Source organism: Marinobacterium ramblicola, from assembly GCF_019084545.1.
GTDB lineage: Bacteria > Pseudomonadota > Gammaproteobacteria > Pseudomonadales > Balneatricaceae > Marinobacterium_D > Marinobacterium_D ramblicola.
Window position 1 is genome coordinate 85716 of the sequence record NZ_JAHREP010000005.1, and the last position, 22120, is coordinate 107835.

The following is a 22120-nucleotide window of genomic DNA, read 5'->3' on the forward strand; positions in this document are numbered from 1 at the left end:
TTACACGGAAACCTGAACAAGCGACTGCCGGCTCGCCGTGCCGTTGGGGTTCGGCCGCGATCTCGACAGGCGCCAGGTACAGGCAAGCGTTTCGATCAGGCAGTACTGCCCAGTTCCAGCAGGGTGGCGTTGCCGCCAACAGCGGTGGTATTGATGGTGCGCGTCTTTTCCGTGACGAAGCGGTGCGTATGATCCGGCTGCAGCAGCGTTGAACAACCCTCGGGGTCGGTCTCGGCGGCCAGCTGGACCAGTAAGCCTGTGCGTTCCGCCAACTGGCGCTGGAACAGGATCTGCTCCCTGGCCGCACAGACCGGCGCTACCAGCGCCAGTTTGGGCAGTGCCAGCAACGCTTCCAGCGGCTCGTTTTCGACAAAGGTCAACACGCCGCGCGGCACGCCGATCTGGTGCAACAGCATCACCAGGCGGTTACACCAGGCGGTCTCCACCAGGCCGCTGAGGATCACCGGGTTGCCGCAAGCCAGGGCGCTGAACACCTGGCCGGCCAGGGCGACCGGAGTGGCACCGGGGGTGCCGAATACCAGCACGTCGCCGCGACCGCTCAGGTACAGCTCATTGCTCTCCCCGGTGGGGCCGGGCAGCTCCTGCACCCTGCCCATGTGCTGGGCGCGGCTCAGCAGCAGCGGGATCAGCCGCAGCTGCTCCTCATGGTCGGCGGCCAGCGGCAGCTGCTCCAGTGCCGCGTGCAGCAGCTTGCAGCGATAGGCGAAACCACGGCGATTCCAGTTCTCGGATACGGCGGCATGGTCGGCGCCGAAAAGGCTGTGCTCGGTCATCGGTAGCTCCTCCAGTTACTGCTCGTTGGCCGGAATCAGACGTGTAAAGCGGGGCAGGTAGTGCGGACCGCCCGCTTTTGGCCCGGTGCCGGACAGGCCCTGGCCGCCAAAGGGCTGTACACCGACCACGGCGCCGATCTGGTTGCGGTTGATATAGGTGTTGCCGACCCGGGCGCGGGCTTCGATATGGGCCGCGGTGCGCTCGTTGCGGCTGTGGATACCCAGGGTCAGGCCGTAGCCGGCGGCGTTGATCTGATCGATCAACCGGTCGAGATGGCGTGCCTCGTAGCGCAGCACATGGATAATCGGACCGAACTGCTCGCGACCTATCTGGTCGATGCGGTCGACCTCGATCAGTGTCGGCGGCACGAAGGTGCCACGTTTGGCATTGTTGGGCAGGGGTGTCTGTGCCAGCAGACTGGCGTACTCCCTCATCCGCTCGATATGGGCGCGAAGGCCCGATTGCGCACTTTCGTCGATCACCGGTCCAATATCGGTACTCAGCAGCGCCGGGTCGCCCATACGCAGTTCCGCCATGGCACCCTCGAGCAGCTCGATGATGCGATCGGCAATATCCTGCTGCAGACAGAGTACGCGCAACGCCGAGCAGCGCTGCCCGGCGGAGGCGAAACCGGAGAGCAGGGCGTCTTTGACCACCTGCTCCGGCAGCGCGGTGGAGTCGACAATCATCGCGTTCTGGCCGCCGGTTTCGGCGATCAGGGTCGCCGGCTCCGCGGCATCGGCGCCGTCGCGCAGGCTCAGCGCACGGTTGATGCGCTGCGCGGTTTCGGTGGAGCCGGTAAAGGCGACACCGGCGATGCGCGGGTCGGCGGTCAGCGCGGCGCCCACGGTGGCGCCATCGCCGGGCAGGAACTGAATCGCACCGCCGGGTACGCCCGCTTCCAGCAGCAGCTCGATGGCACGCGCCGCGATCAGGCTGGTCTGCTCCGCCGGTTTGGCGATAACGCAGTTGCCGGCCACCAGCGCGGCACCGACCTGACCGAGGAAGATCGCCAGCGGGAAGTTCCACGGGCTGATGCAGACGAAGATACCGCGGCCCTGGCGCTGCCATTTGGTCAGACCGCCATCGAGTCGGTGCAGATCCAGGTGCTCGGAAAACAGCTCCTCGGCACGAGCCGGATAGTAGCGACAGAAGTCAACCGCCTCGCGCACTTCGTCGATGCTGTCCTGGATAGTTTTGCCCGCCTCCTGATGGCACAGCGCGACGAACTCCTCCAGATGTTGTTCCAGCAGGTCTGCCAACTTGCGCAGGGCGCCGGCGCGCTCGTTAACCGGCGTCTGCTGCCAGCTGGGCAGGAAGCGCGCCGCCGCGTCGATCGCTGCGATCACCTGCTCAGGGCCGGCAAAGGTCACCTGCCCGACCAGGTTGTCGCGGTCCGCCGGAGAGCGTACGTCGCTGTGCAGGGCGCTGCCAGGCACGACCCTGCCATCGATGATCGGGTCGGCCTGCCAGCACTGGTTGAGGCAGGCGTCGACCTTGGCGGCAAACGGCGCCCACTCGCTCTCGATCAGGATATTGGGGCCGGACGATGCCTTGCGCTCGGCACCGTAGATCGCGTTGGGTAGCGGGATGTTCGGGTTGTGCAGGGTGTCGCGGCTGTGCAGCAGCTGCCAGGGGTGTTGCACCAGGTCGGCAACCGGGCAGCGCTGGTCCACCAGGCGGTGGACGAAGGAGGAGTTGGCGCCGTTCTCGAGCAGGCGACGCACCAGATAGGGCAGCAGGTCCTTGTGGTTACCCACCGGCGCATAGATGCGCACCGCCACGCCGGCCTGCTTCAGCACCTGATCGTAGAGTGCATCGCCCATGCCGTGCAGGCGCTGGAACTCGAAGTCCGCATGCCCGGCCAGGGTCATGATCGACGCTACGGTATGGGCGTTATGGCTGGCGAACTGGGGCCAGATCAGGCCGCGCAGCTGTTCACTGAGCAGGAAGCGGGCACAGGCCAGATAGGAGACGTCGGTAGCCTCCTTGCGGGTAAATACCGGGTAACCGGACAGTCCGCGCTGCTGACAGAGCTTGATCTCGCTGTCCCAGTAGGCGCCCTTGACCAGGCGCACCGGGATCCGGTCGCCGACCTCATGCGCCAGCGCCGCGAGCCAGGCCAGTACCGGCAGCGCGCGTTTGGAGTACGCCTGTACCACCAGGCCCAGGCCGTTCCAGCCGTGACTCTCTTCGCTGCGGTAGAGCTTTTCGAACAGGCGTAGCGACAGCTCCAGGCGGTCGGCCTCCTCGGCATCGATGGTCAGCGCCACGTTCAGCGGGCGGGCACGGCGGATCAGCAGCAGCACGCGCTCGGCCAGCTCGCTCATCACCCGCGCTTCCTGCAACACCTCATAGCGGGGATGCAGGGCCGACAGCTTGATCGATACGCTGGGTTTGGGTGCGCTGCCGACATCGGGCATGGCGCCGACATAGTCGATGGCACGGGTGTAGTCGGCGTAGTACTTCTGCGCATCGGCCTCGGTCAACGCTGCTTCGCCGAGCATGTCGAAGGAGTAGGTGTAACCCTGCTCGCGGTACTCCCGGCTGCGCTTGGCGGCCTCCGGCATGTCGCGGCCGAGCACGAACTGGTGGCCCATGATCTTCATTGCCTGCTGCATCACCTTGCGGATCACCGGCTCGGACAAGCGGTTGACCAGGCGATTGATGACCCCCGATGGGGTGCCGTCCTCGCGCTCGTCGAGACTGACCACCTTGCCGGTCAGCAGCAGGCCCCAGGTGGAGGCGTTGACCAGCAGCGATTCGGACTGGCTCAGGTGGCGTTTCCAGTCGGCGATGCTCAGTTTGTCGCGAATCAGCGCGTCGGCGGTGTCGGCATCGGGTATGCGCATCAGCGCTTCGGCCAGGCACATCAGCAGGATCCCCTCGCGGGTGTCCAGGCTGTACTCCAGCAGCAGGGCGTCGATCATGTGGATGGCGCCGTCGTCGGCGCGTACCTGTTCGATCAGGTCGGTGGCGCGGGATTCGGCGCTCGCCAGTTCATCGCTGCTCGGCTCGGCCAGGGCCATCAGCTCGCGCAGCACCCGGTCTTCATCGGCGGCGTAGAGCGGCGAGATCAGCTGCCAGATCTGAGTTAACGGCTGGCGGATAAAACCGGGGTCGAGAACGTCGATAGCCTTGAACATAGCGATCTCCTAACCTGAGGCTTACTGAGACGAGACAACGGCAGGTCGCGATTTTCGGGTCTGTTCCAGCTGGCTCGAAAAGTACTCATTACTGTAGACCCTGCCCACACTAGCTGCAGGTTAAGGAAGAGTGTTGCTGCGGGTCTTTCCCCGGACTCCGGGATTTTTGTCCCGTTCTACGGTGTTGGTCGACGGGGGCAGGGATCAGCGCTGATGTGCGCGACGATAGCGTAGCGGGGAGGTGTCGAAGCGACGGCTGAAGGCGCGGGTCAGATTGCTTTGGCTGGCAAAGCCGAAACGTGCCGCCAGCTCCGAAATGCCGCAGTCGGTATTGGCCAGTGCGGCGGCGACCGACTGCAGGCGGCGCTCCATGACGTACTGTTGCGGGGTCTGCCCGGTTTGGTCGCGGAACAGGGCGAAGAACTGGCTTTCACTGAGGCAGGCACTGCCGGCCAGCTCGGCAACGCCGATGCGGCGATCGATATGCAGGTCGATATAGGTATCGATCAACTCCATGTTCAGCTGACCCAGGCGACGCGGTGTGCTGCGCTGATGTTCCAGCTGGCGCTGCAGGGCGCAGACCAGGGTGCTGGCACAGGCATCCTGCAACAGGGTATCGGACGGGTTCTGCTGCATCTCCCGGCTCAGCGCGTTGAGCAGCAGCTGCATCTGCGGTGCACAGTTGAAATAGTCGGGGCGGCGGAACAGCTGTTCGATACGCTGCTGCAGCTGGCGGTCGTCGCCCTCGGTGGGCAGGTTGACCACCACGATGCGGTTGTCGCCCAGGCCGTGGAAGGCGTGTCCGGTGGCTGAGGGCAGCAGACAGCCCCAGCCGAAGTTGACCGGTCGGCAGTAGCCGGCCAGATCGAACTCGGTATCGCCTTCGAGGCCGAACACCAGCTGATGATAGCCATGATCATGCTGGTCGGCGCGGTCCGGCAGGGAGATGACGCTGGTCTCTTTACGCATGAAGCCGATCGTTGTTGGAAAGCCAGACACGCAGTGTAACACAGAGGGTTGACTGTTGTTGATCATCTGTTCAGGCCGGCGCTGCTTGCCGAATGCACAAAGGAGGTACGCCGCAGAGCGCTAAATCGGTACAATGGCGCCCAACTGGTTTACAGCGATTTATAGCAATTACAGGATCAACACCATGGCTGAGCTTAAGAACGACCGTTTTCTGCGTGCACTGCTGCGCGAACCGGTAGATTGCACCCCGGTCTGGATGATGCGTCAGGCTGGGCGTTATCTGCCGGAGTATCGCGAAACGCGGGCGCGTGCCGGTGACTTCATGAGTCTGTGCAAGAACCCGCAGCTCGCCTGCGAAGTGACGCTGCAGCCGCTGGAGCGTTACGATCTGGACGCCGCGATCCTGTTCTCCGATATCCTGACCATCCCCGATGCCATGGGGCTGGGGCTCTACTTCGAAGCCGGCGAGGGGCCGCGGTTCAAGAAGATCGTGCGCACCGCCGATGACGTGGCCGCACTGCCGGTGCCGGATGTGAAGCGCGATCTGGACTATGTCGTGGCCGCCGTGCGCGAGATCCGCTCGGCTCTGGCCGGTCGGGTACCGCTGATCGGCTTCTCCGGCAGCCCCTGGACCCTGGCGACCTATATGGTCGAGGGTGGCTCGAGCAAGGATTTCCGCCATATCAAGGAGATGATGTACGCCCGCCCGGAGGTGATGCATGAGCTGCTGGCCAAACTGGCCGATGCGGTCACCCTCTACCTGAATGAGCAGATCCTGGCCGGCGCCCAGGCGGTGCAGATCTTCGATACCTGGGGCGGTGCGCTGAGCGGGCCGATGTACCGTGAATTCTCCCTGGCCTATATGAAGCGTATCGTCGACGGCCTGATCCGTGAGCATGAGGGGCGCCGAGTACCCTCTATCCTGTTTACCAAGAACGGCGGTCAGTGGCTGGAGACGATGGCTGATGCCGGAGCCGATGCGCTGGGCCTGGACTGGACCACCGACATCGGTGACGCCCGGCGTCGGGTCGGCGACCGGGTGGCGCTGCAGGGCAATATGGACCCCAGCGTACTCTATGCCCCGGCCGACCGTATCCGCGGTGAAGTGGCCGCGATTCTGCAGAGCTATGGTCCCGGTAGCGGTCACGTGTTCAACCTGGGTCACGGTATCCACCAGTTCGTCGATCCGGAAAGCGCCGGCGTATTTGTCGATGCGGTACATGAACTGAGCCTCTCCTACCACGATTGAACCTGAGTGACCTGTTACCGTCATAGCTAACGCCTGCCCGGGGCTTTGCGCCGGGCTCTATCAGCCATCTCAAGACCCAACGGAATCATTATGAACAGGCTTAACGATCTGTTTGAGAAAAACCGCAGCTGGTCCGAGCGGATCACTGAGCAGGATCCGGAATTCTTCTCCACCCTGGCGAATCAGCAGGCACCGGATTACCTGTGGATCGGTTGCTCCGACAGCCGCGTGCCGGCGAATCAGATCGTCGATCTGCTGCCGGGCGAGCTGTTCGTTCACCGCAACGTGTCCAATCTGGTGGTGCACTCTGACATGAACTGCCTGTCGGTGCTGCAGTTCGCGGTGGAGGTGTTGAAGGTCAAACACATTATGGTGGTCGGTCACTACGGCTGCGGCGGTGTGCGTGCAGCGATGGACAGCACCCGACATGGCTTGATCGACAACTGGCTCAGCCATATCCGCGATGTTTATATCCAGTACCGCGATCTGGTCGGACCCTGGCAGGACACGGTGGAGCAGAACGAGCGCTTGTGCGAGCTAAATGTCATCGAGCAGGCGCATAACGTCTGCAACACCACCATCGTGCAGGACGCCTGGGATCGTGGTCAGGAGCTGACCGTGCACGGTTGGGTCTACAGTCTGACCAACGGCCAGGTGATCGATCTGGACTTCTGTGTCGATGGCCGCGAGGGGCTTTCTCCTCAGCTGGACAGCGCGGTGGCCAGGGTTCAGCGCCTGGTATCAGACCAGGACGCCGACGACTAAGGTCACACCGGCTCCGGCAACCATCAGTGCCAGGAACAGCAGGGCACCCAGCAGCAGCGGTTTCAGGCCGCTGCTTTTCAGCGCGGCAAAACGGGTCTCCAGGCCCAGTGCTGCCATCGCGATGGCCAGCAGCAGGGTATCCAGCTGGCGCACCAGCTCCAGCAGCGTGGTGCTGAGCAGGCCACTGGCGTTGACCATCGGCATCAGCAGAAACAGCAGGGCAAACCAGGGTAGTTTGACGGTTACGGCGCTGCCCTCGTCCCGATCTTCTCGCCGCGCGAAATAGGCGGTCACCGCCAGAATCAGTGGCACCAGCAGCATCACCCGGATCAGCTTGGTGATCACGGCAGCCTGACCCGCTTCGGGGCTCAGGGCACCGGCGGCGGCCGCGACTTGCGCTACTTCGTGCACCGTCGATCCGAGATAACGGCCGAATGCCAGCTCGGACCCATCGAACAGCTGGCGTACCGGTTCCAGCGCCCACAGCCAAGGGTAGAGCAGCATGGCGCAGGTGCCGAACAGCACCACAGTGGCGATCGCCACCGGGATATCCTGAGTTCTGGCGCGCAGGGCTGGCGCGATCGCCAGAATCGCGGCGGCTCCGCATACGGCGCTGCCGGCACCGACCAGAAGGGCTGTTTTCAGCTCCAGTTTCAATAATCGTGTTCCGGCCCAGCCGGCGAGCAGAAAAATGCCCAACACCACGATCAGATCGGTCAACAGTGCCGCGCTGCCGACCTGCAGCAGATCGTCGACGCTGATGCGCAAGCCGTAGAGCACAATCCCGACACGCAGCATAGCGGTACGCGCGATCTCAGTGCCTGCAGCACTCCGTTCGCTGAGTGTACGGGGTAGACGCTGGCCCAGTATCAGCCCGAGTATCATCGCCAGGGTTAACGGGCCGAGCGTGGCCAATAACGGCAGAGAGCCCAATGCCAGGGAGAGTAGCGCTACGCCGGCACTCAGGGCCAGCCCGGGCAAGCGTGCGCTGGTGGCCAGGCGCGCTCTCGGCAGGGCCGGTCCAGGTGGTGGATTCCGGGCGATCTGTTCTACTGCCATCTCCTGCGCTCTCCACTGGTAGGGGTTGAGGTTAGGGGGCAGTGTAGCGGGTGGCTTTAAATCGTAAAAACAGATTATATTTGTCCTGAAAACCTAAAAAACAGGTATACGAAAGATGATCTCTCTGCGCCAGGTGCAGGTATATCTGGCCGTGGCCGAGCAGGGCTCGACCACGGCGGCGGGTGAGGCGATCGCGCTGTCGCAGTCGGCAACCAGTGCCGCACTGGCCGAGCTGGAGCAGCGCCTGGGAGTCGAGCTGTTCGACCGGGTCGGACGCAAGCTGGTGCTGAACGGTAATGGTCGACTGTTCTATCCGGAGGCGCGCCAGCTGCTGACGCAGGCGGAGCAGATGACAGGTCTGTTCTCCGACCGGGGTAGTCGGTTGCAGCTCGGTGCCAGTACCACCATCGGCAACTACCTGTTGCCGAAGCTGCTGACGCAGCTGCCGACGGGGCTCGCCGGCGCCCAGGTCAGTATCGCCAATACCGGCGATATTGCCGAGCAGGTGGCGCGCTGTGAGCTGGAGCTGGGGCTGGTCGAGGGTAGCGTGCAGCACCCGGATCTCAGTGTGAAGCAGTGGCGTCGGGACGAGATGCTGATCGTTGCCGCGGCCGGATCAGGCTGGATGAAAACCGAAATGAGGGATGATGAGCTGGCCGCCGCGCCCTGGATCATGCGCGAACGCGGCTCAGGTACCCGCAGCGTGGTCGAGCAGCAGCTGCTGGCCGGGCTGGACCGCGTGAATATTGCCTACGAACTGGGCAGTTCCGAAGCGATCCGCAGCGCGCTGCTGGCGGGGCTCGGCATCAGCTGTCTGTCGCGGCAGGTGGTGGCGCGGGAGCTGGACAGCGGCGAGCTGGTGGAGTTGGCGCCAACACGCAGGATCAGCCGCTGGTTCTACATCGTGCAGCATCGCCAGCGCCGGCAGACACCGGCACTGGCGCAGTTTATCGAGCGCTGCCTGTCGCAGGCCGATAACCTATCGGGTTAGAGCTGGCACTTGGCCAGCGCCTGCTCCAGATCGGCGGTCAGATCGTCGATATGCTCGATCCCGATCGACAGCCGCACCATCTCCGGTGACACGCCGGCCGAGGCCAGCTCGGCATCATTGAGCTGGCGGTGGGTGGTTTCCGCCGGAATCGCCGCCAACGACTTGCAGTCGCCGATGTTGACCAGGCGGGTGAACACCTCAAGCGCGTCGTAGAAGCGGCGGGTACCTTCACGTCCCGATTTCAGGCCGAAGCTGAGGATGCCGGATGCCTTGCCGTTCATATACTTCTGTGCCAACTCATGGTCCTTGTGGCTCTCAAGGCCGGCGTACTTGACCCAGGTGACCGCCGGATGATTCTCCAGATACTCGGCGACCTTCTGCGCGTTGTCACAGATACGTTCCATGCGCAATGGCAGGGTTTCCAGCCCCTGCAGCAGCAGGAACACGTTCATCGGCGAAATTGCCGCGCCCATGTTACGCAGCGGTACCACGCGGGCGCGGCCGATAAAGGCCGCCGGTCCAAACGCCTCGGTGTAGACCACGCCATGATAGGAGGGGTCCGGCTCGTTGAGCAGGGCGAAGCGCTGCTTGTGGTCGGCCCAGGGGAATTTGCCGGAGTCGACGATGACACCGCCGATCGAGTTACCGTGACCACCGACATACTTGGTCGCGGAGATCACCACGATATCGGCACCCTGCTCGATCGGGCGCCAGAGCGCCGGGCTGGGTACGGTGTTATCCACAATCACCGGTACACCCTGACGATGGGCCAGTGCGGAGATCGTCTCGATATCGGCGATACCGCCGGAGGGGTTGCCGATGGTTTCGCAGAACACCGCCTTGGTGCGCTCGTCGATCAGCGACTCCATCTTGGCGAAGTCGTCCTTGTTGACGAAACGAACCTCGATTCCCTGACGCGGCAGGGTATGGGCGAACAGGTTGTAGGTGCCGCCATACAGCTCGCTGGTGGCGATGATGTTGTCACCCACCTCGCACAGGGTCTGGATGGCGTAGGTGATCGCGGCCATACCGGAAGCAACCGCCAGACCGGCAATACCGCCCTCCAGCGCCGCGACGCGCTGCTCGAGTACGTCGTTGGTCGGGTTCATGATGCGGGTGTAGATGTTGCCGGCCACCTTCAGGTCGAACAGGTCGGCGCCGTGCTGGGCGTCGTCGAAGGCGTAGGAGGTGGTCTGATAGATCGGTACTGCAACCGCCTTGGTGGTGGGGTCGGGGCTGTAGCCGGCGTGAACGGCGAGGGTCTCGAGTTTCATCGGGGCATCCTGTTGATGGTGGTTTTTTATCCTGCAAAGCTCAGGATTCTAGCACCAACTCGGACAGTTGCACCGGATCTGGATCAGGCGGTCAGAAAAACGCCGGGCTTTCAGCTCGGCGTTGGGTTGAGGGTAGCGGCGCTCAGGCGACCTTTGGCGCCTCGACCGGTGGCGTGCCCTCTTTCATTCCCTGCATCACCATTGCGCGGAATTCGGGAGTGTCCTCATGACCGTGAACGGATCTGGCGTGCTCGATGACCGCCTCAATCAACTCCTCCTTGGTATCCGCACTCATCGCGACGGTGCAGTTTGACTCACTGGGAGACTCGCGGCAGTCAATATAGTATCTGCTCATGACGCTGCTCCTCTATCGGGTTGGCAGGGTCCTGACCTGTGTGCGGTGTCGGTGGCGAGCAGGCGCAGAGCCTGCGCCGGCATCGCAATGGCCTCCGTGCCTCGCACTTCCAGTATAGTTGCCGTCGGCTGTCGCCGTTTGAGTAAATCGACGGGTGACAGTAGAGTTAGGCCCAAATTTTCCTTGGGGACGGGCATGACCGGGTCTGTCCCCACATGTTTCCGCGGAGAGAGGTGATGGCACGCGCAAAAACCGCCTATGTCTGTAACGACTGCGGCGCCGATTACAGCAAGTGGCAGGGGCAGTGCACTGCCTGTCGGGCGTGGAATTCGATCACCGAGATACGGATCGCCCAGGCTCCGGCCGGTGGCGCCCAGGCCGGGGTGCGCAGTGCCCGTTTTGACGGCTACGCGGGAGGCGCCGGCAAGGATCGCGTGGTCAGCCTCAGCGAGGTGAACCTGGAGGAGATGCCGCGCATTCCCACCAGTGTCGGTGAGCTGGACCGGGTGCTCGGTGGCGGCCTGGTGCCGGGCTCGGCGGTGTTGATCGGCGGTCACCCGGGGGCGGGCAAGAGTACCCTGCTGCTGCAGACCACCTGCTATCTGGCCTCTGAGATGCCGGCGCTCTACGTCACCGGCGAGGAGTCGTTGCAGCAGGTGGCGATGCGTGCCGCGCGCCTGGGGTTGAAGGCGGATCAGCTGAAGATGCTGTCGGAAACCTCGGTGGAGACGATCTGCGATGTTGCGGACCAGCTGAAGCCGAAGATCCTGGTGATCGACTCGATCCAGGTGATGCATGTATCCGATGTACAGTCGGCGCCGGGCTCGGTGTCCCAGGTGCGCGAGAGCGCCGCCTTCCTGACCCGCTACGCCAAGCAGACCGGCACCGTGCTGTTCCTGGTCGGCCATGTGACCAAGGACGGTACCCTGGCCGGGCCCAAGGTGCTGGAGCATATGATCGACTGCTCGCTGCAGCTGGAGGGCTCCTCCGACAGCCGTTTCCGAACCCTGCGCAGCCACAAGAACCGCTTCGGCGCGGTCAACGAACTGGGCGTGTTCGCGATGCTGGAATCAGGTCTGAAGGAGGTGAAGAACCCGAGCTCGATCTTTTTAAGTCGCGGCGCCGAGGCCAGCCCCGGCAGCGTGGTCATCGTGGTCTGGGAGGGCACCCGGCCGCTGCTGGTGGAGCTGCAGGCGCTGGTGGATACCTCGCACCTGTCCAATCCGCGGCGGGTGGCGGTGGGCATGGATACCAACCGCCTGGCGATGCTGCTGGCGGTGCTGAACCGTCATGGCGGATTGATGACCGGCGATCAGGATGTGTTCGTCAACGTGGTCGGCGGGGTCAAGGTGCTGGAGACCAGTGCCGACCTGGCGCTGTTGCTGGCGGTGGTGTCGAGCTTCCGCGATCGTCCCCTGGGCCAGGATCTGGTGGTGTTCGGCGAGGTTGGGTTGTCCGGCGAGATCCGTCCGGTGCCCAACGGTCAGGAGCGGATACGCGAGGCGGCCAAGCATGGTTTCCGGCGCGCCATCGTGCCGCGTGCCAACGTGCCGAAGGAGGCTGTCGATGGCATCGAGGTGGTGGCGGTGGATAAGTTGTCCGATGCGCTGGACGCGATCTGAGCCTTCATCGTGCTATCTGAGCCTTCAGCGTTCGATATGAGCCTCAGCGCTGTGGGAAGAGTGCTTCCAGTTCACGCTCGAGCAGGGTCTCGTCGCCCAGGTTGAGTTCGACCAGGCGGCGAAGATGGCTGATGCTCTCGAGATCCATATCGCCGGCGCGGAAACCGTACTGGTTATCGCGCAGGTGGGTCACCGCGCCGGGCATGCGGATCAGGATGTCGCTGGCCAGGTAGATGTGCAGTTCGGCTTTACCCTTCAGGTCCAGCGCTAGCGGTCGGTTTGACTCGATCAGTGCGCCGCGCAGAGAGATATCGACCAGCTGTACCTCCACCGGGCCTGCATCGGTGTGCAGTTCGCATCCGGCGTCAAAACGGATACGGCTGAAACGGCGGCGTTCATCTTGGCTTGTGGTCACGTTCTCTCCTTGCTAATCCGTCAGGGGTGCAGCCATGTTAGTACAACCGGCTTTGGCCGGAAAAGGCTTCCGTGCAAATCCATGGCCTGGATCATGCCTTTTAAAATCAAAAAGGGCTATCGTGATCCGTTTTCGTCAATCAGCGTAGGGATGCGAAAAGGATGTGGCAAAAAATGCTCGATGTACTTTCACTTGCGCGTCACACTCGTTATTTCAACCAAACGCGCAGCTTCCTGATCTTTCAACGGATCAGGCTGTTGACCCTGCTGCTGGCGGTACTGCAGACCGGCTGGGTACTGGTCGACCAACTGCTGCTGCCCGCCCAGATGCAAACCCCGATCGCCCTCGGCCGCTTCGTGTCCGGGGTCGCCTTGCTGGCGCTGCTGTTCTGGTACCAGAGGCCCTACGACCTGCGCTTTGCGCTGGCCCGACTGTTCCTGTTGCTGGCGATACTGTCGGTGTTTCAGACCTGGAGCAACCTGTTGCTGCTCAATTCCGGGCAAATGTCGGCGGTGGCGGGCTATCAGTTCTTCCCGTTCATGATCGTGACCATGTTGGCGATCTTTCCGTTGACCATCGTTGAAGTGAGCGCGGTGACCGGCGTGGTGATCCTGGTTGAGCTGCTGACCCAGATATCGACCCAGAGGGTGGGGATGATCGAGGAGATCAACGACCTCTGGCTGCTGCTGGTACTGGGTACCATCGCCGGCTGGGCCGCGGTCAACCAGCTGTCGATGCTGCTGGGGCTTTACCGCCAGGCCACGCGCGATGCGCTGACCGGGCTGGCCAACCGGCGCCAGGTGATGGAGCAACTGGAGGGCGATGTGGAGGATGCCCGGGCTCGCGGCGAGCCGATCTCGATCCTGCTGTTCGACCTGGACAAGTTCAAGGGTTTTAACGACAACTACGGTCATGCCGCCGGCGATATCGTGCTCAAGCAGTTCGCCAGAATCCTGCGCAAACAGGCGCGGGGCAAGCGTGATCTGGCCGGACGCTTCGGTGGCGAGGAGTTTCTGACCATTCTGCCCGGTGCCGATAGCGGGACCGCGTGCAAGGCGGGCGAGGAGATCTGCAACAGCTGCCGTCAAACCCAGGTCAGGATCCCCAGCGGAGAGATGGTTGGCTTCACCACCAGCATCGGTATCGCAACTCTGGAACCGGGCGAGTCTCCCTCGGAACTGCTGCGTCGTGCGGACGAGGCGCTGTATCAGGCCAAGGCCGATGGGCGCGATGGTTATGTGCTGGCCGGGCCACAAGATAGGGAAGGATTGGGTACCGAATCGACCCCGGAGGTTGAGCAGGAACCGGCGCTGTCCGTTGGTTGAACAGCGCCGGTGTTAAGGATGATCAGCTCATGCGCTTGTATTTGATGCGCTCGGGCTGGTGGTCCTTGCCGTAGCGACGCTTGTAGTCCTCGGCGTACTCGGTGTAGTTGCCCTGGAAGAACTCCACGTGGGAGTCGCCCTCGTAGGCGATCATATGGGTGCAGATGCGGTCGAGGAACCAGCGGTCGTGCGAGATCACCACGGCGCAGCCGGGGAAGGCCAGCAGTGCTTCCTCAAGCGCGCGCAGGGTCTCGATATCCAGGTCGTTGGTCGGCTCGTCGAGCAGCAGCACGTTGCCGCCCTCTTTCAGCAGCTTGGCCATATGCAGGCGGTTGCGCTCGCCGCCGGACAGATCCTTGACGAACTTCTGCTGGTCTGAACCCTTGAAGTTGAAACGACCGCAGTAGGCGCGTGCCGGGGTCTGGTAGCTGCCGACGGTGATGATGTCCTGGCCGTCGGAGATCTCCTGGAACACGGTGTTGTTGCCGTTCAGCTCGCGCGATTGGTTGACGTAGGCCAGCTGCACGGTGGAGCCGAGTTCGACCTCGCCGGAGTCCGGTTTCTCTTCGCCGGTGATCATCTTGAACAGGGTCGACTTACCGGCGCCGTTGGGGCCGATGATACCGACGATGGCGCCCGGCGGAATGGAGATGTTCAGGTGCTCGAACAGCAGCTTGTCGCCGAACGATTTGGTCACGTCCTTTAGCTCGATCACCTTGTCGCCCAGGCGCGGACCGGGCGGAATGTAGATCTCCTGGGTCTCGTTGCGCTGCTGGAACTCGCGTGAGTTCATCTCCTCGAACGCCTTCAGACGCGCCTTGGACTTGGTCTGACGACCCTTGGCGCCCTGGCGCACCCACTCCAGCTCCGATTTCATCGCCTTGAGGTGAGCCGCTTCGCTCTTGGCCTCCTGCTCCAGGCGTGCTTCCTTCTGCTCCAGCCAGCTGGAGTAGTTGCCCTCCCAGGGGATACCGCGACCGCGGTCCAGCTCCAGGATCCAGCCGGCGGCGTTGTCGAGGAAGTAGCGGTCGTGGGTGATCGCGACGACGGTGCCCGGGTACTCCTGCAGGAAGCGCTCGATCCAGGCGATCGACTCGGCGTCGAGATGGTTGGTGGGCTCGTCCAGCAGCAGCATGTCCGGGTGATCGAGCAGCAGACGGCACAGCGCCACGCGGCGGCGCTCACCGCCGGAGAGGTGCTCGACCTTGGCATCCCAGGGGGGCAGGCGCATGGCGTCGGCGGCACGCTCCAGCGCCTGGTCCAGGTTGTGGCCATCCTTCGCGGTGATCAGGTTCTCCAGCTCCGCCTGCTTCTTCGCCAGTTCGTCGAAATCGGCATCCGGGTCGGCGTAGGCAGCGTAGACCTGATCCAGCTCCGCCAGCGCGTTCTTCACGTCGGCCACCGCCTCTTCGATGATCTCGCGCACGGTCTTGGAGTTGTCCAGTTCCGGCTCCTGCGGCAGGTAGCCCACCTTCATGTTCGGCATCGGCCGCGCTTCGCCGATGTAGTCCTTGTCGACGCCGGCCATGATCCGCAGCAGGGTCGATTTACCGGCACCGTTCAGGCCGAGCACGCCGATCTTGGCGCCGGGGAAGAACGACAGGGAGATATCTTTCAAAATTTCACGCTTCGGCGGAACGACCTTGCCGACGCGGTTCATGGTGTAAACGTATTGAGCCATCCAGAAGAACCTCTGGTCTTGAAATCGGTGGAATGAAACGGATGGGCGGATTCTACCCGTACGGAAAAGTGAAAGCCATTTGAGCCCGGTCAATCCTTGAACTGGCGGAGGTAAAAACCGCTTTCTATATTCAGGTTGGATAGCGCAGTTGGGGCGCCAGCCCTTCGCTGCAGAACTCGATAACAACAGGCAAAAGGGGGTGATCTTATGGCCAAGAACCTGACCCGTTTCGGCAGTTTGTTCGACGATACCTTCTTCGACGATCTGTTCCGGCCGCTGGCCGTGCGCAGCAGTGGTGAGAAGGTGCCGGCTATCGATGTGCATGAAAGCGATACCGAGTACAAGGTGTCTGTCGATCTGCCGGGGGTGAAGAAAGAGGATATCCAGGTCAGCCTGGAGAACGGCATACTCAGCGTGCGAGGGGAGACCCGACGCGAAGAGAAAGAGGAGAAAGAGGGCAAACTGATCCGTCAGGAGCGCCATGTCGGCCAGTTCCTGCGTCAGCTCAGTGTCGGTGCCGATGTGGACCCGGCCGCGGTAAAGGCCAGCTTCAATGACGGCGTGCTGGCGCTGACCCTGCCCAAGCGCGAGAAAAAAGAGCCCGAAGGGGTCAAGATCGCAATCGAATAACCCCGCCTGATTCATGCGGCGAAGTGCCTTCGCCGCATGAATTTGCCTCCCGTCCGACTGACCGCTTTTCAAGTGCCACGCGGTTGGATTTTCGACTATAATGCTCGCCTTTTCACGGCAGATCGGATCTGCAGGCCTTTATTGACCTGCGCCCGCTGTCGACGACGTTGCTCAATCAGGGGACAGTAATGTTTAGCAAAGATATGTCTATCGCCAGCTTCGACTCGGATCTCTGGTCTGCCATGCAGTCCGAAGTGACCCGCCAGGAGGAGCACATCGAGCTGATCGCTTCCGAAAACTACACCAGCCCGCGTGTCATGGAAGCCCAGGGCTCCGCGCTGACCAATAAGTATGCGGAAGGCTATCCCGGCAAGCGTTACTACGGCGGCTGCGAATACGTCGATATCGTCGAAGAGCTGGCCATCGACCGTGCCAAGGAGTTGTTCGGCGCCACCTATGCCAACGTTCAGCCGCACTCCGGTTCCCAGGCCAACGCCGCCGTCTACATGGCGCTGTGCAAGCCGGGTGATACCGTTCTGGGCATGAGCCTGGCCCACGGTGGCCACCTGACCCACGGTGCTGCGGTATCCTTCTCCGGCCGTATCTACAATGCGGTTCAGTACGGTCTGAACCCGGAAACCGGCGAGATCGACTACGCCGAGGTTGAGCGCCTGGCGCTCGAGCACAAGCCGAAGATGATCGTGGCCGGTTTCTCCGCCTACTCGCGCATCATCGACTGGGCCAGGTTCCGCGAGATCGCCGACAAGGTGGGTGCCTACCTGTTCGTCGATATGGCGCACGTTGCCGGTCTGGTGGCTGCGGGCCAGTACCCGTCGCCGATGCAGTACGCCGACGTCGTTACCACCACCACCCACAAGACCCTGGGCGGCCCGCGTGGTGGCCTGATCCTGTCCGCGCGCGCTGATGAAGAGCTGCAGAAGAAGCTGAACTTCGCCGTATTCCCTGAATCCCAGGGCGGCCCGCTGATGCACATCATCGCCGCCAAGGCGGTGTGCTTCAAAGAGGCACTGGAGCCGGAGTGGAAGGAGTATCAGGCTCAGGTAGTGAAAAACGCCAAGGCGATGGTCAAGGTGTTCCAGGATCGCGGTTTCGACATCGTCTCCGGCGGCACCGACGATCACCTGTTCCTGGTCGACCTGGTCAGCAAGGATGTTACCGGTAAGGATGCGGACGCCGCACTGGGCCGCGCCTACATCACCGTGAACAAGAACGCGGTGCCGAACGATCCGCGCTCACCGTTCGTGACCTCCGGTCTGCGTATCGGTACTCCGGCGGTGACCCGTCGCGGCTTCAAGGAAGCGGAAGTGACCGAGCTGACCGGCTGGATCTGTGACGTTCTCGACGATATCAACAACGAAGAGACCATCGCCGCGGTCAAGGCCAAGGTGCTGGATATCTGCGCGCGTTTCCCGGTGTATAAGTAAGCGGGAGCGGTAGGGTAATCGCACTATTGTTTTGAGCTAACGTGCTGATAGGAATAGTTGTCTGGCAATACGGGCCGATGCAGTCTCTTGCGTCTGACACGCCGTGGACCCCTCCCTGGGGGCTCCACTGCGACATCCATGTCGCAGAGGGTCAGCCACAAGAGACTGCATCACCCCTCGATAGCACGTGCTATACGGCCGACGGAACATGGCACCGCACATGCCGGAGCGTATCCGGTGTCCGTATGCCGACCCTCAGCGCCATGGATGGCGCTGTGGAGCCTCCACGGATGGATTCACGGCGTGTCGGCATACGGATATCGGATATAAGCGACATTGCGGAGGCTGGAAACTTGTATCCGGCATCCCTAGAATAGCGAGGCGGCTCACAAGGCCGCCTTTCTGTATTTTAAACGCTCTTTTCTTTCGGTTTGCGCCACGGCGCGACCGACGCTCTTTATTCGAGGCTGAGGATGCATTGTCCCTTCTGTGGCGCAGGTGATACCAAGGTTGTCGACTCGCGACTGGTTGCCGAAGGGCAGCAGGTGCGCCGGCGGCGTGAGTGCGTCAAATGCCACGAACGCTTTACCACCTTCGAAGAAGCCGAACTGGTGATGCCGCGGGTGATCAAGACCGACGGCACCCGGCAGCCGTTCGACGAAGCCAAGCTGCGTGGCGGTATACAGCGGGCACTGGAGAAGCGCCCGGTCAGTATCGAAGCGGTAGAGGCCTGCCTGACCCGGATCAAACTGAAGCTGCGCGCCACCGGCGAACGCGAACTACCCTCCCGCGAAGTGGGCGAGGTGGTGATGGCGGAGCTGCGCAAGCTTGACCAGGTCGCCTATGTTCGCTTCGCCTCGGTTTATCGCAGCTTCCAGGATATCAACGAGTTCAAGGAGGAGATCGAACGCCTCTCCGCGAACGCCGATCAGCCTGTCGACAAGGGGCAGAGCTGAGTCATGTCCGCTTTCTCCAGTCTTGATCATCAGTTCATGGGCCGAGCCATCGTGCTGGCTCGGCGCGGGCTGTATACCACCGATCCCAATCCCCGTGTCGGTTGCGTCCTGGTACGCGACGGCGAGATCGTCGGTGAGGGTTACCACGTGCGGGCCGGAGAGGGGCACGCCGAGGTCAACGCACTGCGCATGGCCGGCGACAATGCCTGCGGCGCCACCGCTTATGTCACGCTGGAGCCCTGCAGCCACTTCGGCCGCACCCCCCCCTGTGCCGATACCCTGATCGACGCCGGTATCAGGCGGATGGTCTGCGCCATGGTCGATCCCAATCCGGCGGTGGCCGGGCGGGGGCTGGAAAAACTGCGCGCGGCCGGTATCGAGGTCGCCAGCGGGCTGATGGAGCGCGAGGCGCGGGCGCTGAATCCCGGCTTTATCAAACGCATGGAGCGGGGCTTGCCGCTGGTGCGGATCAAGCTGGCCAGCAGTGTCGATGGCCGCACGGCAATGGCCAGCGGCGAGTCCCAGTGGATCACCGGTCCCCAGGCGCGCAGCGATGTGCAGCGTTTGCGGGCACGCAGCTCGGCGATCGTCACCGGTATCGACTCGGTGCTGATCGACAACTCGTCGCTGACGGTGCGGGTCGATGAGCTGGGGCTGGAGCAGGCGGACGAGATCGTCGCCCGGCAGCCGTTGCGTGTCGTGCTGGATACCGATCTGCGCCTACCGGTTGATGCCAAGATACTGCAGCAGCCGGGACGCACACAGGTGATTACCCGGAGCCGGGACGAGAACAGGATAGAGGCGCTGTGGAGCGCCGGGGCCGAGGTGATCAGTCTGCCGGGCGAGGGGCGGATCGACCTTCAAGCCCTGCTCGAGCATCTGGCCAGTCGCGAGCAGTGCAACGAGGTTCTGGTCGAATGCGGCGCCACCCTGGCCGGGGCGTTTGTCGGTGCCGGTCTGGTGGACGAGCTGATCCAGTATATGGCGCCTAAACTTTTGGGTAGCCAGGCACGGCCGCTGCTGGAGCTGCCGCTGGAGCGCATGGCGCAGCAGGTGCCGCTGGCGCTGGCCGATATCCGCCACCTGGGCGCCGATCTGCGCCTGGACTGGCGTGTGCTTGCAACCGACGGGAATCAGGAGCACTGATGTTTACTGGCATAATCGAAGCCGTAGGCGAGATCGCCGATATCCGGATGGTGGATGGCGATATGCGGCTGCAGGTGCGCACCGGCACACTGGACCTGTCTGACGTGAAACTGGGCGACAGTATCGCCACCAACGGTGTCTGCCTGACCGCCGTGGCGCTGCCGGGCGACGGCTTCGTGGCCGATGTCTCCCGCGAGACGTTGACCCATACCCGCTTTCCGTCGTTGAAGGTGGGTGAGCGGGTCAACCTGGAGAAGGCGATGATGCCGACCAGCCGGTTCGGCGGTCATATCGTCACCGGCCATGTGGATGGCCTGGGCAAGGTGATTGACCGCCGCGATGACGCCCGCTCGGTCCGCCTGTGGGTCCAGGCACCCAAGTCGCTGCTGCGCTATATCGCGGCCAAGGGCTCGATCACAGTGGACGGCGTCAGCCTGACCGTGAACAGCCTGGAGGGCGATCGTTTCGGACTCAATATCGTGCCGCATACGGCACAGGAAACCATTATCGATAGCTACCGCGCCGGGCGTGAGGTCCACCTGGAGGTGGATATCATCGCCCGTTACCTGGAGCGTCTGATGGCCCCGGCGCCTGCCGCCGACAACGCCACCGGCGCCGGGAGCGGACTGACACTGGAAACACTGGCGGCGGCCGGCTTCATGCGCCGCTGAGCCGTGGGAGATGAACAGATGCAGATGAACACAACCGAAGAGATCATCGAGGATATCCGCCAGGGCAAGATGGTGATCCTGATGGATGACGAGGATCGCGAGAACGAGGGCGATCTGATCATCGCTGCCGAGATGGTGCGGCCCGAAGATATCAACTTCATGGCCACCCATGCCCGCGGTCTGATCTGCCTGACGCTGACTCGCAAGCGCTGTGAACAGCTCAAGCTGCCGCTGATGGTACAGAGCAACGGCGCTGCCTTCTCGACCAACTTCACCCTGTCGATCGAAGCGGCGACCGGCGTTACCACCGGTATCTCGGCGGCGGACCGCGCCCATACCGTACGTACCGCGGTGCATGCCGATGCCAAGCCAGAGGATATCGTCCAGCCGGGGCATATCTTCCCGCTGATGGCGCAGCCCGGCGGCGTGCTGAGCCGCGCCGGCCATACCGAGGCGGGCTGCGATCTGGCGCGTCTGGCCGGTCTGACCCCGGCCTCGGTGATCGTCGAGGTGATGAACGAAGACGGCACCATGGCGCGACGCGCCGACCTGGAGAAGTTCGCCGCCAAGCACGGCCTGAAGATCGGCACCATCGCCGACCTGATCCACTACCGCGCCATGAACGAACATACCGTAGAGCGCGAGGATGAGGGCGTGCTGCAGACCGAATACGGCGACTTCAACTACGCCGTCTACCGCGACGATATCCAGAACTGCACCCACCTGGCGCTGTACAAGGGCGATATCAAGCGCGACGAGCCGACCCTGGTACGCGTGCATATCCGCAGCGAAGTGTTGCGTGATGTGGTCGGCGTGCTGCCCGGAGAAGAGAAGAAGTGGACCATGCGCCGCGCGCTGGAGCGCGTGGCCGAGGAGGGCAAGGGTGTGGTGCTGCTGATTGACTCCGGCGTGCGGATCGATCTGGGCGATGCAATACGCAGCCTCTCCAGCAATAGCGCTACCCGCTCCAAGGTGCGGGTCAGCGCCTCCGGCGCCTACCTGCAGGTGGGTACCGGGTCTCAGATTCTGCGGGAGCTGGGGGTCGGCAAGATGCGCCTGCTCAGCTCACCGATGAAGTTCAACGCGATCTCGGGCTTTGATCTCGAGGTCGAGGAATATATTGCCTGCGAACAGTAGAACAGGACTTACTCATGTCAGTAAAAGTGTATGAAGGCGACTTCGTCAGCGCCGATGCCAAATATGCGATCATCGTCGGTCGTTTCAACGCCTTCGTGGTGGAAAGCCTGCTCGAAGGCGCGCTGGATGCGCTCAAGCGTCACGGCGTGAAGGACGAGAACGTCCGCGTCGTGCGCTGCCCGGGCGCATTCGAGATCCCGCTGGTGGCCCAGCGTGTCGCGGCGCAGAAGCAGGACGATGCGATCATCGCCCTCGGTGCGGTGATCCGCGGCGGTACGCCGCATTTCGAATACGTCTCCGCCGAGAGTTCCAAGGGCGTTGCCCAGGTCTCCATGGAGTACGGTATTCCGGTCGCCAACGGCATCCTCACCGTCAACAGCATCGAACAGGCGATCGAGCGTTCCGGTACCAAGGCGGGCAACAAAGGAGCTGAAGCCGCCCTCTCGGCGATCGAGATGGTCAGCCTGCTGCGTCAGCTCGAGGTCTGAA

At 62.9% G+C, this 22120-nt stretch carries 20 protein-coding genes; 12 read left to right on the forward strand and 8 right to left on the reverse strand.

Annotated elements, in window-relative coordinates:
* Nucleotides 1-95: 95 nt before the first annotated feature.
* The 3 genes from KQ940_RS05050 to KQ940_RS05060 all read right to left on the reverse strand — a co-directional run bounded on the left by KQ940_RS05050 (nt 96) and on the right by KQ940_RS05060 (nt 4910).
* Nucleotides 96-794, reverse strand: coding sequence for a hypothetical protein (locus KQ940_RS05050; RefSeq protein ID WP_217412342.1), 699 nt, complete (start codon nt 792-794; stop codon nt 96-98).
* A gap of 15 nt (nt 795-809) precedes the next feature.
* The gene (gene putA, locus KQ940_RS05055; RefSeq protein ID WP_217412343.1) at nt 810-3941 is read right to left on the reverse strand and encodes a bifunctional proline dehydrogenase/L-glutamate gamma-semialdehyde dehydrogenase PutA; all 3132 of its coding nucleotides are present in this window, start codon (nt 3939-3941) and stop codon (nt 810-812) included.
* Nucleotides 3942-4145: 204 nt separating this feature from the next.
* Complete coding sequence (locus KQ940_RS05060) at nt 4146-4910, reverse strand: helix-turn-helix domain-containing protein (protein ID WP_217412344.1); 765 nt, start codon at nt 4908-4910, stop codon at nt 4146-4148.
* 184 nt (nt 4911-5094) lie between these two features.
* Between KQ940_RS05060 and hemE the strand changes: the two genes are divergently transcribed.
* Entirely contained in the window at nt 5095-6159 is a 1065-nt protein-coding gene (gene hemE, locus KQ940_RS05065) for a uroporphyrinogen decarboxylase (RefSeq protein WP_217412345.1), read from the forward strand.
* Nucleotides 6160-6249: 90 nt separating this feature from the next.
* Entirely contained in the window at nt 6250-6924 is a 675-nt protein-coding gene (gene can, locus KQ940_RS05070) for a carbonate dehydratase (protein ID WP_217412346.1), read from the forward strand.
* Here can and KQ940_RS05075 read toward each other — a convergent pair.
* Entirely contained in the window at nt 6901-7983 is a 1083-nt protein-coding gene (locus tag KQ940_RS05075) for a YeiH family protein (protein ID WP_217412347.1), read from the reverse strand. The genes can and KQ940_RS05075 overlap by 24 nt on opposite strands.
* A 115-nt stretch (nt 7984-8098) precedes the next feature.
* Here KQ940_RS05075 and KQ940_RS05080 point away from each other — a divergent pair, with 115 nt between their 5' ends.
* A complete protein-coding gene (locus tag KQ940_RS05080) occupies nt 8099-8974 on the forward strand; it encodes a LysR family transcriptional regulator (RefSeq protein ID WP_217412348.1) in 876 nt (291 codons plus the stop codon).
* Here the strand turns inward: KQ940_RS05080 and KQ940_RS05085 are convergent.
* Both KQ940_RS05085 and KQ940_RS05090 read right to left on the reverse strand, forming a co-directional pair.
* Complete coding sequence (locus tag KQ940_RS05085) at nt 8971-10248, reverse strand: O-acetylhomoserine aminocarboxypropyltransferase/cysteine synthase family protein (protein ID WP_217412349.1); 1278 nt, start codon at nt 10246-10248, stop codon at nt 8971-8973. The genes KQ940_RS05080 and KQ940_RS05085 overlap by 4 nt on opposite strands.
* A 142-nt stretch (nt 10249-10390) precedes the next feature.
* Complete coding sequence (locus tag KQ940_RS05090) at nt 10391-10603, reverse strand: DUF1059 domain-containing protein (protein ID WP_217412350.1); 213 nt, start codon at nt 10601-10603, stop codon at nt 10391-10393.
* Nucleotides 10604-10839: 236 nt separating this feature from the next.
* Between KQ940_RS05090 and radA the strand changes: the two genes are divergently transcribed.
* The gene (gene radA / locus KQ940_RS05095; protein WP_217412351.1) at nt 10840-12225 is read left to right on the forward strand and encodes a DNA repair protein RadA; all 1386 of its coding nucleotides are present in this window, start codon (nt 10840-10842) and stop codon (nt 12223-12225) included.
* A gap of 43 nt (nt 12226-12268) precedes the next feature.
* Here the strand turns inward: radA and KQ940_RS05100 are convergent, their stop codons facing one another.
* Complete coding sequence (locus KQ940_RS05100) at nt 12269-12640, reverse strand: PilZ domain-containing protein (protein ID WP_217412352.1); 372 nt, start codon at nt 12638-12640, stop codon at nt 12269-12271.
* A 173-nt stretch (nt 12641-12813) separates the two neighbouring features.
* Here KQ940_RS05100 and KQ940_RS05105 point away from each other — a divergent pair, with 173 nt between their 5' ends.
* Nucleotides 12814-13965 carry a GGDEF domain-containing protein gene (locus KQ940_RS05105; RefSeq protein ID WP_246589742.1) on the forward strand — a complete coding sequence of 384 codons (1152 nt, stop codon included), beginning with the start codon at nt 12814-12816 and terminating at the stop codon, nt 13963-13965.
* Between the two features lie 22 nt (nt 13966-13987).
* Here the strand turns inward: KQ940_RS05105 and ettA are convergent, their stop codons facing one another.
* Nucleotides 13988-15646 (reverse strand): energy-dependent translational throttle protein EttA, encoded by a 1659-nt coding sequence (ettA, locus tag KQ940_RS05110; RefSeq protein WP_217412354.1) that lies wholly within the window; start codon nt 15644-15646, stop codon nt 13988-13990.
* A gap of 207 nt (nt 15647-15853) precedes the next feature.
* On the opposite strand from ettA, the gene KQ940_RS05115 reads away from it, so the two are divergent.
* From KQ940_RS05115 to ribH, 7 genes are all read left to right on the forward strand, one after another.
* The gene (locus tag KQ940_RS05115) at nt 15854-16276 is read left to right on the forward strand and encodes an Hsp20/alpha crystallin family protein (protein ID WP_217412355.1); all 423 of its coding nucleotides are present in this window, start codon (nt 15854-15856) and stop codon (nt 16274-16276) included.
* Nucleotides 16277-16464: 188 nt separating this feature from the next.
* A complete protein-coding gene (glyA, locus tag KQ940_RS05120; protein WP_217412356.1) occupies nt 16465-17721 on the forward strand; it encodes a serine hydroxymethyltransferase in 1257 nt (418 codons plus the stop codon).
* Nucleotides 17722-18194: 473 nt separating this feature from the next.
* On the forward strand, nt 18195-18677 hold the full coding sequence (gene nrdR, locus KQ940_RS05125; protein WP_217412357.1) for a transcriptional regulator NrdR: 483 nt from the start codon (nt 18195-18197) through the stop codon (nt 18675-18677).
* A gap of 3 nt (nt 18678-18680) precedes the next feature.
* Nucleotides 18681-19823, forward strand: coding sequence for a bifunctional diaminohydroxyphosphoribosylaminopyrimidine deaminase/5-amino-6-(5-phosphoribosylamino)uracil reductase RibD (gene ribD / locus KQ940_RS05130; RefSeq protein ID WP_217412358.1), 1143 nt, complete (start codon nt 18681-18683; stop codon nt 19821-19823).
* Nucleotides 19823-20494 carry a riboflavin synthase gene (locus tag KQ940_RS05135; protein WP_217412359.1) on the forward strand — a complete coding sequence of 224 codons (672 nt, stop codon included), beginning with the start codon at nt 19823-19825 and terminating at the stop codon, nt 20492-20494. The genes ribD and KQ940_RS05135 overlap by 1 nt, the downstream gene beginning before the upstream one ends.
* 18 nt (nt 20495-20512) lie before the next feature.
* Nucleotides 20513-21631, forward strand: coding sequence for a bifunctional 3,4-dihydroxy-2-butanone-4-phosphate synthase/GTP cyclohydrolase II (gene ribBA / locus KQ940_RS05140; RefSeq protein ID WP_217412360.1), 1119 nt, complete (start codon nt 20513-20515; stop codon nt 21629-21631).
* A 14-nt stretch (nt 21632-21645) separates the two neighbouring features.
* Complete coding sequence (gene ribH / locus KQ940_RS05145; protein ID WP_217412361.1) at nt 21646-22119, forward strand: 6,7-dimethyl-8-ribityllumazine synthase; 474 nt, start codon at nt 21646-21648, stop codon at nt 22117-22119.
* Nucleotide 22120: the final 1 nt, after the last annotated feature.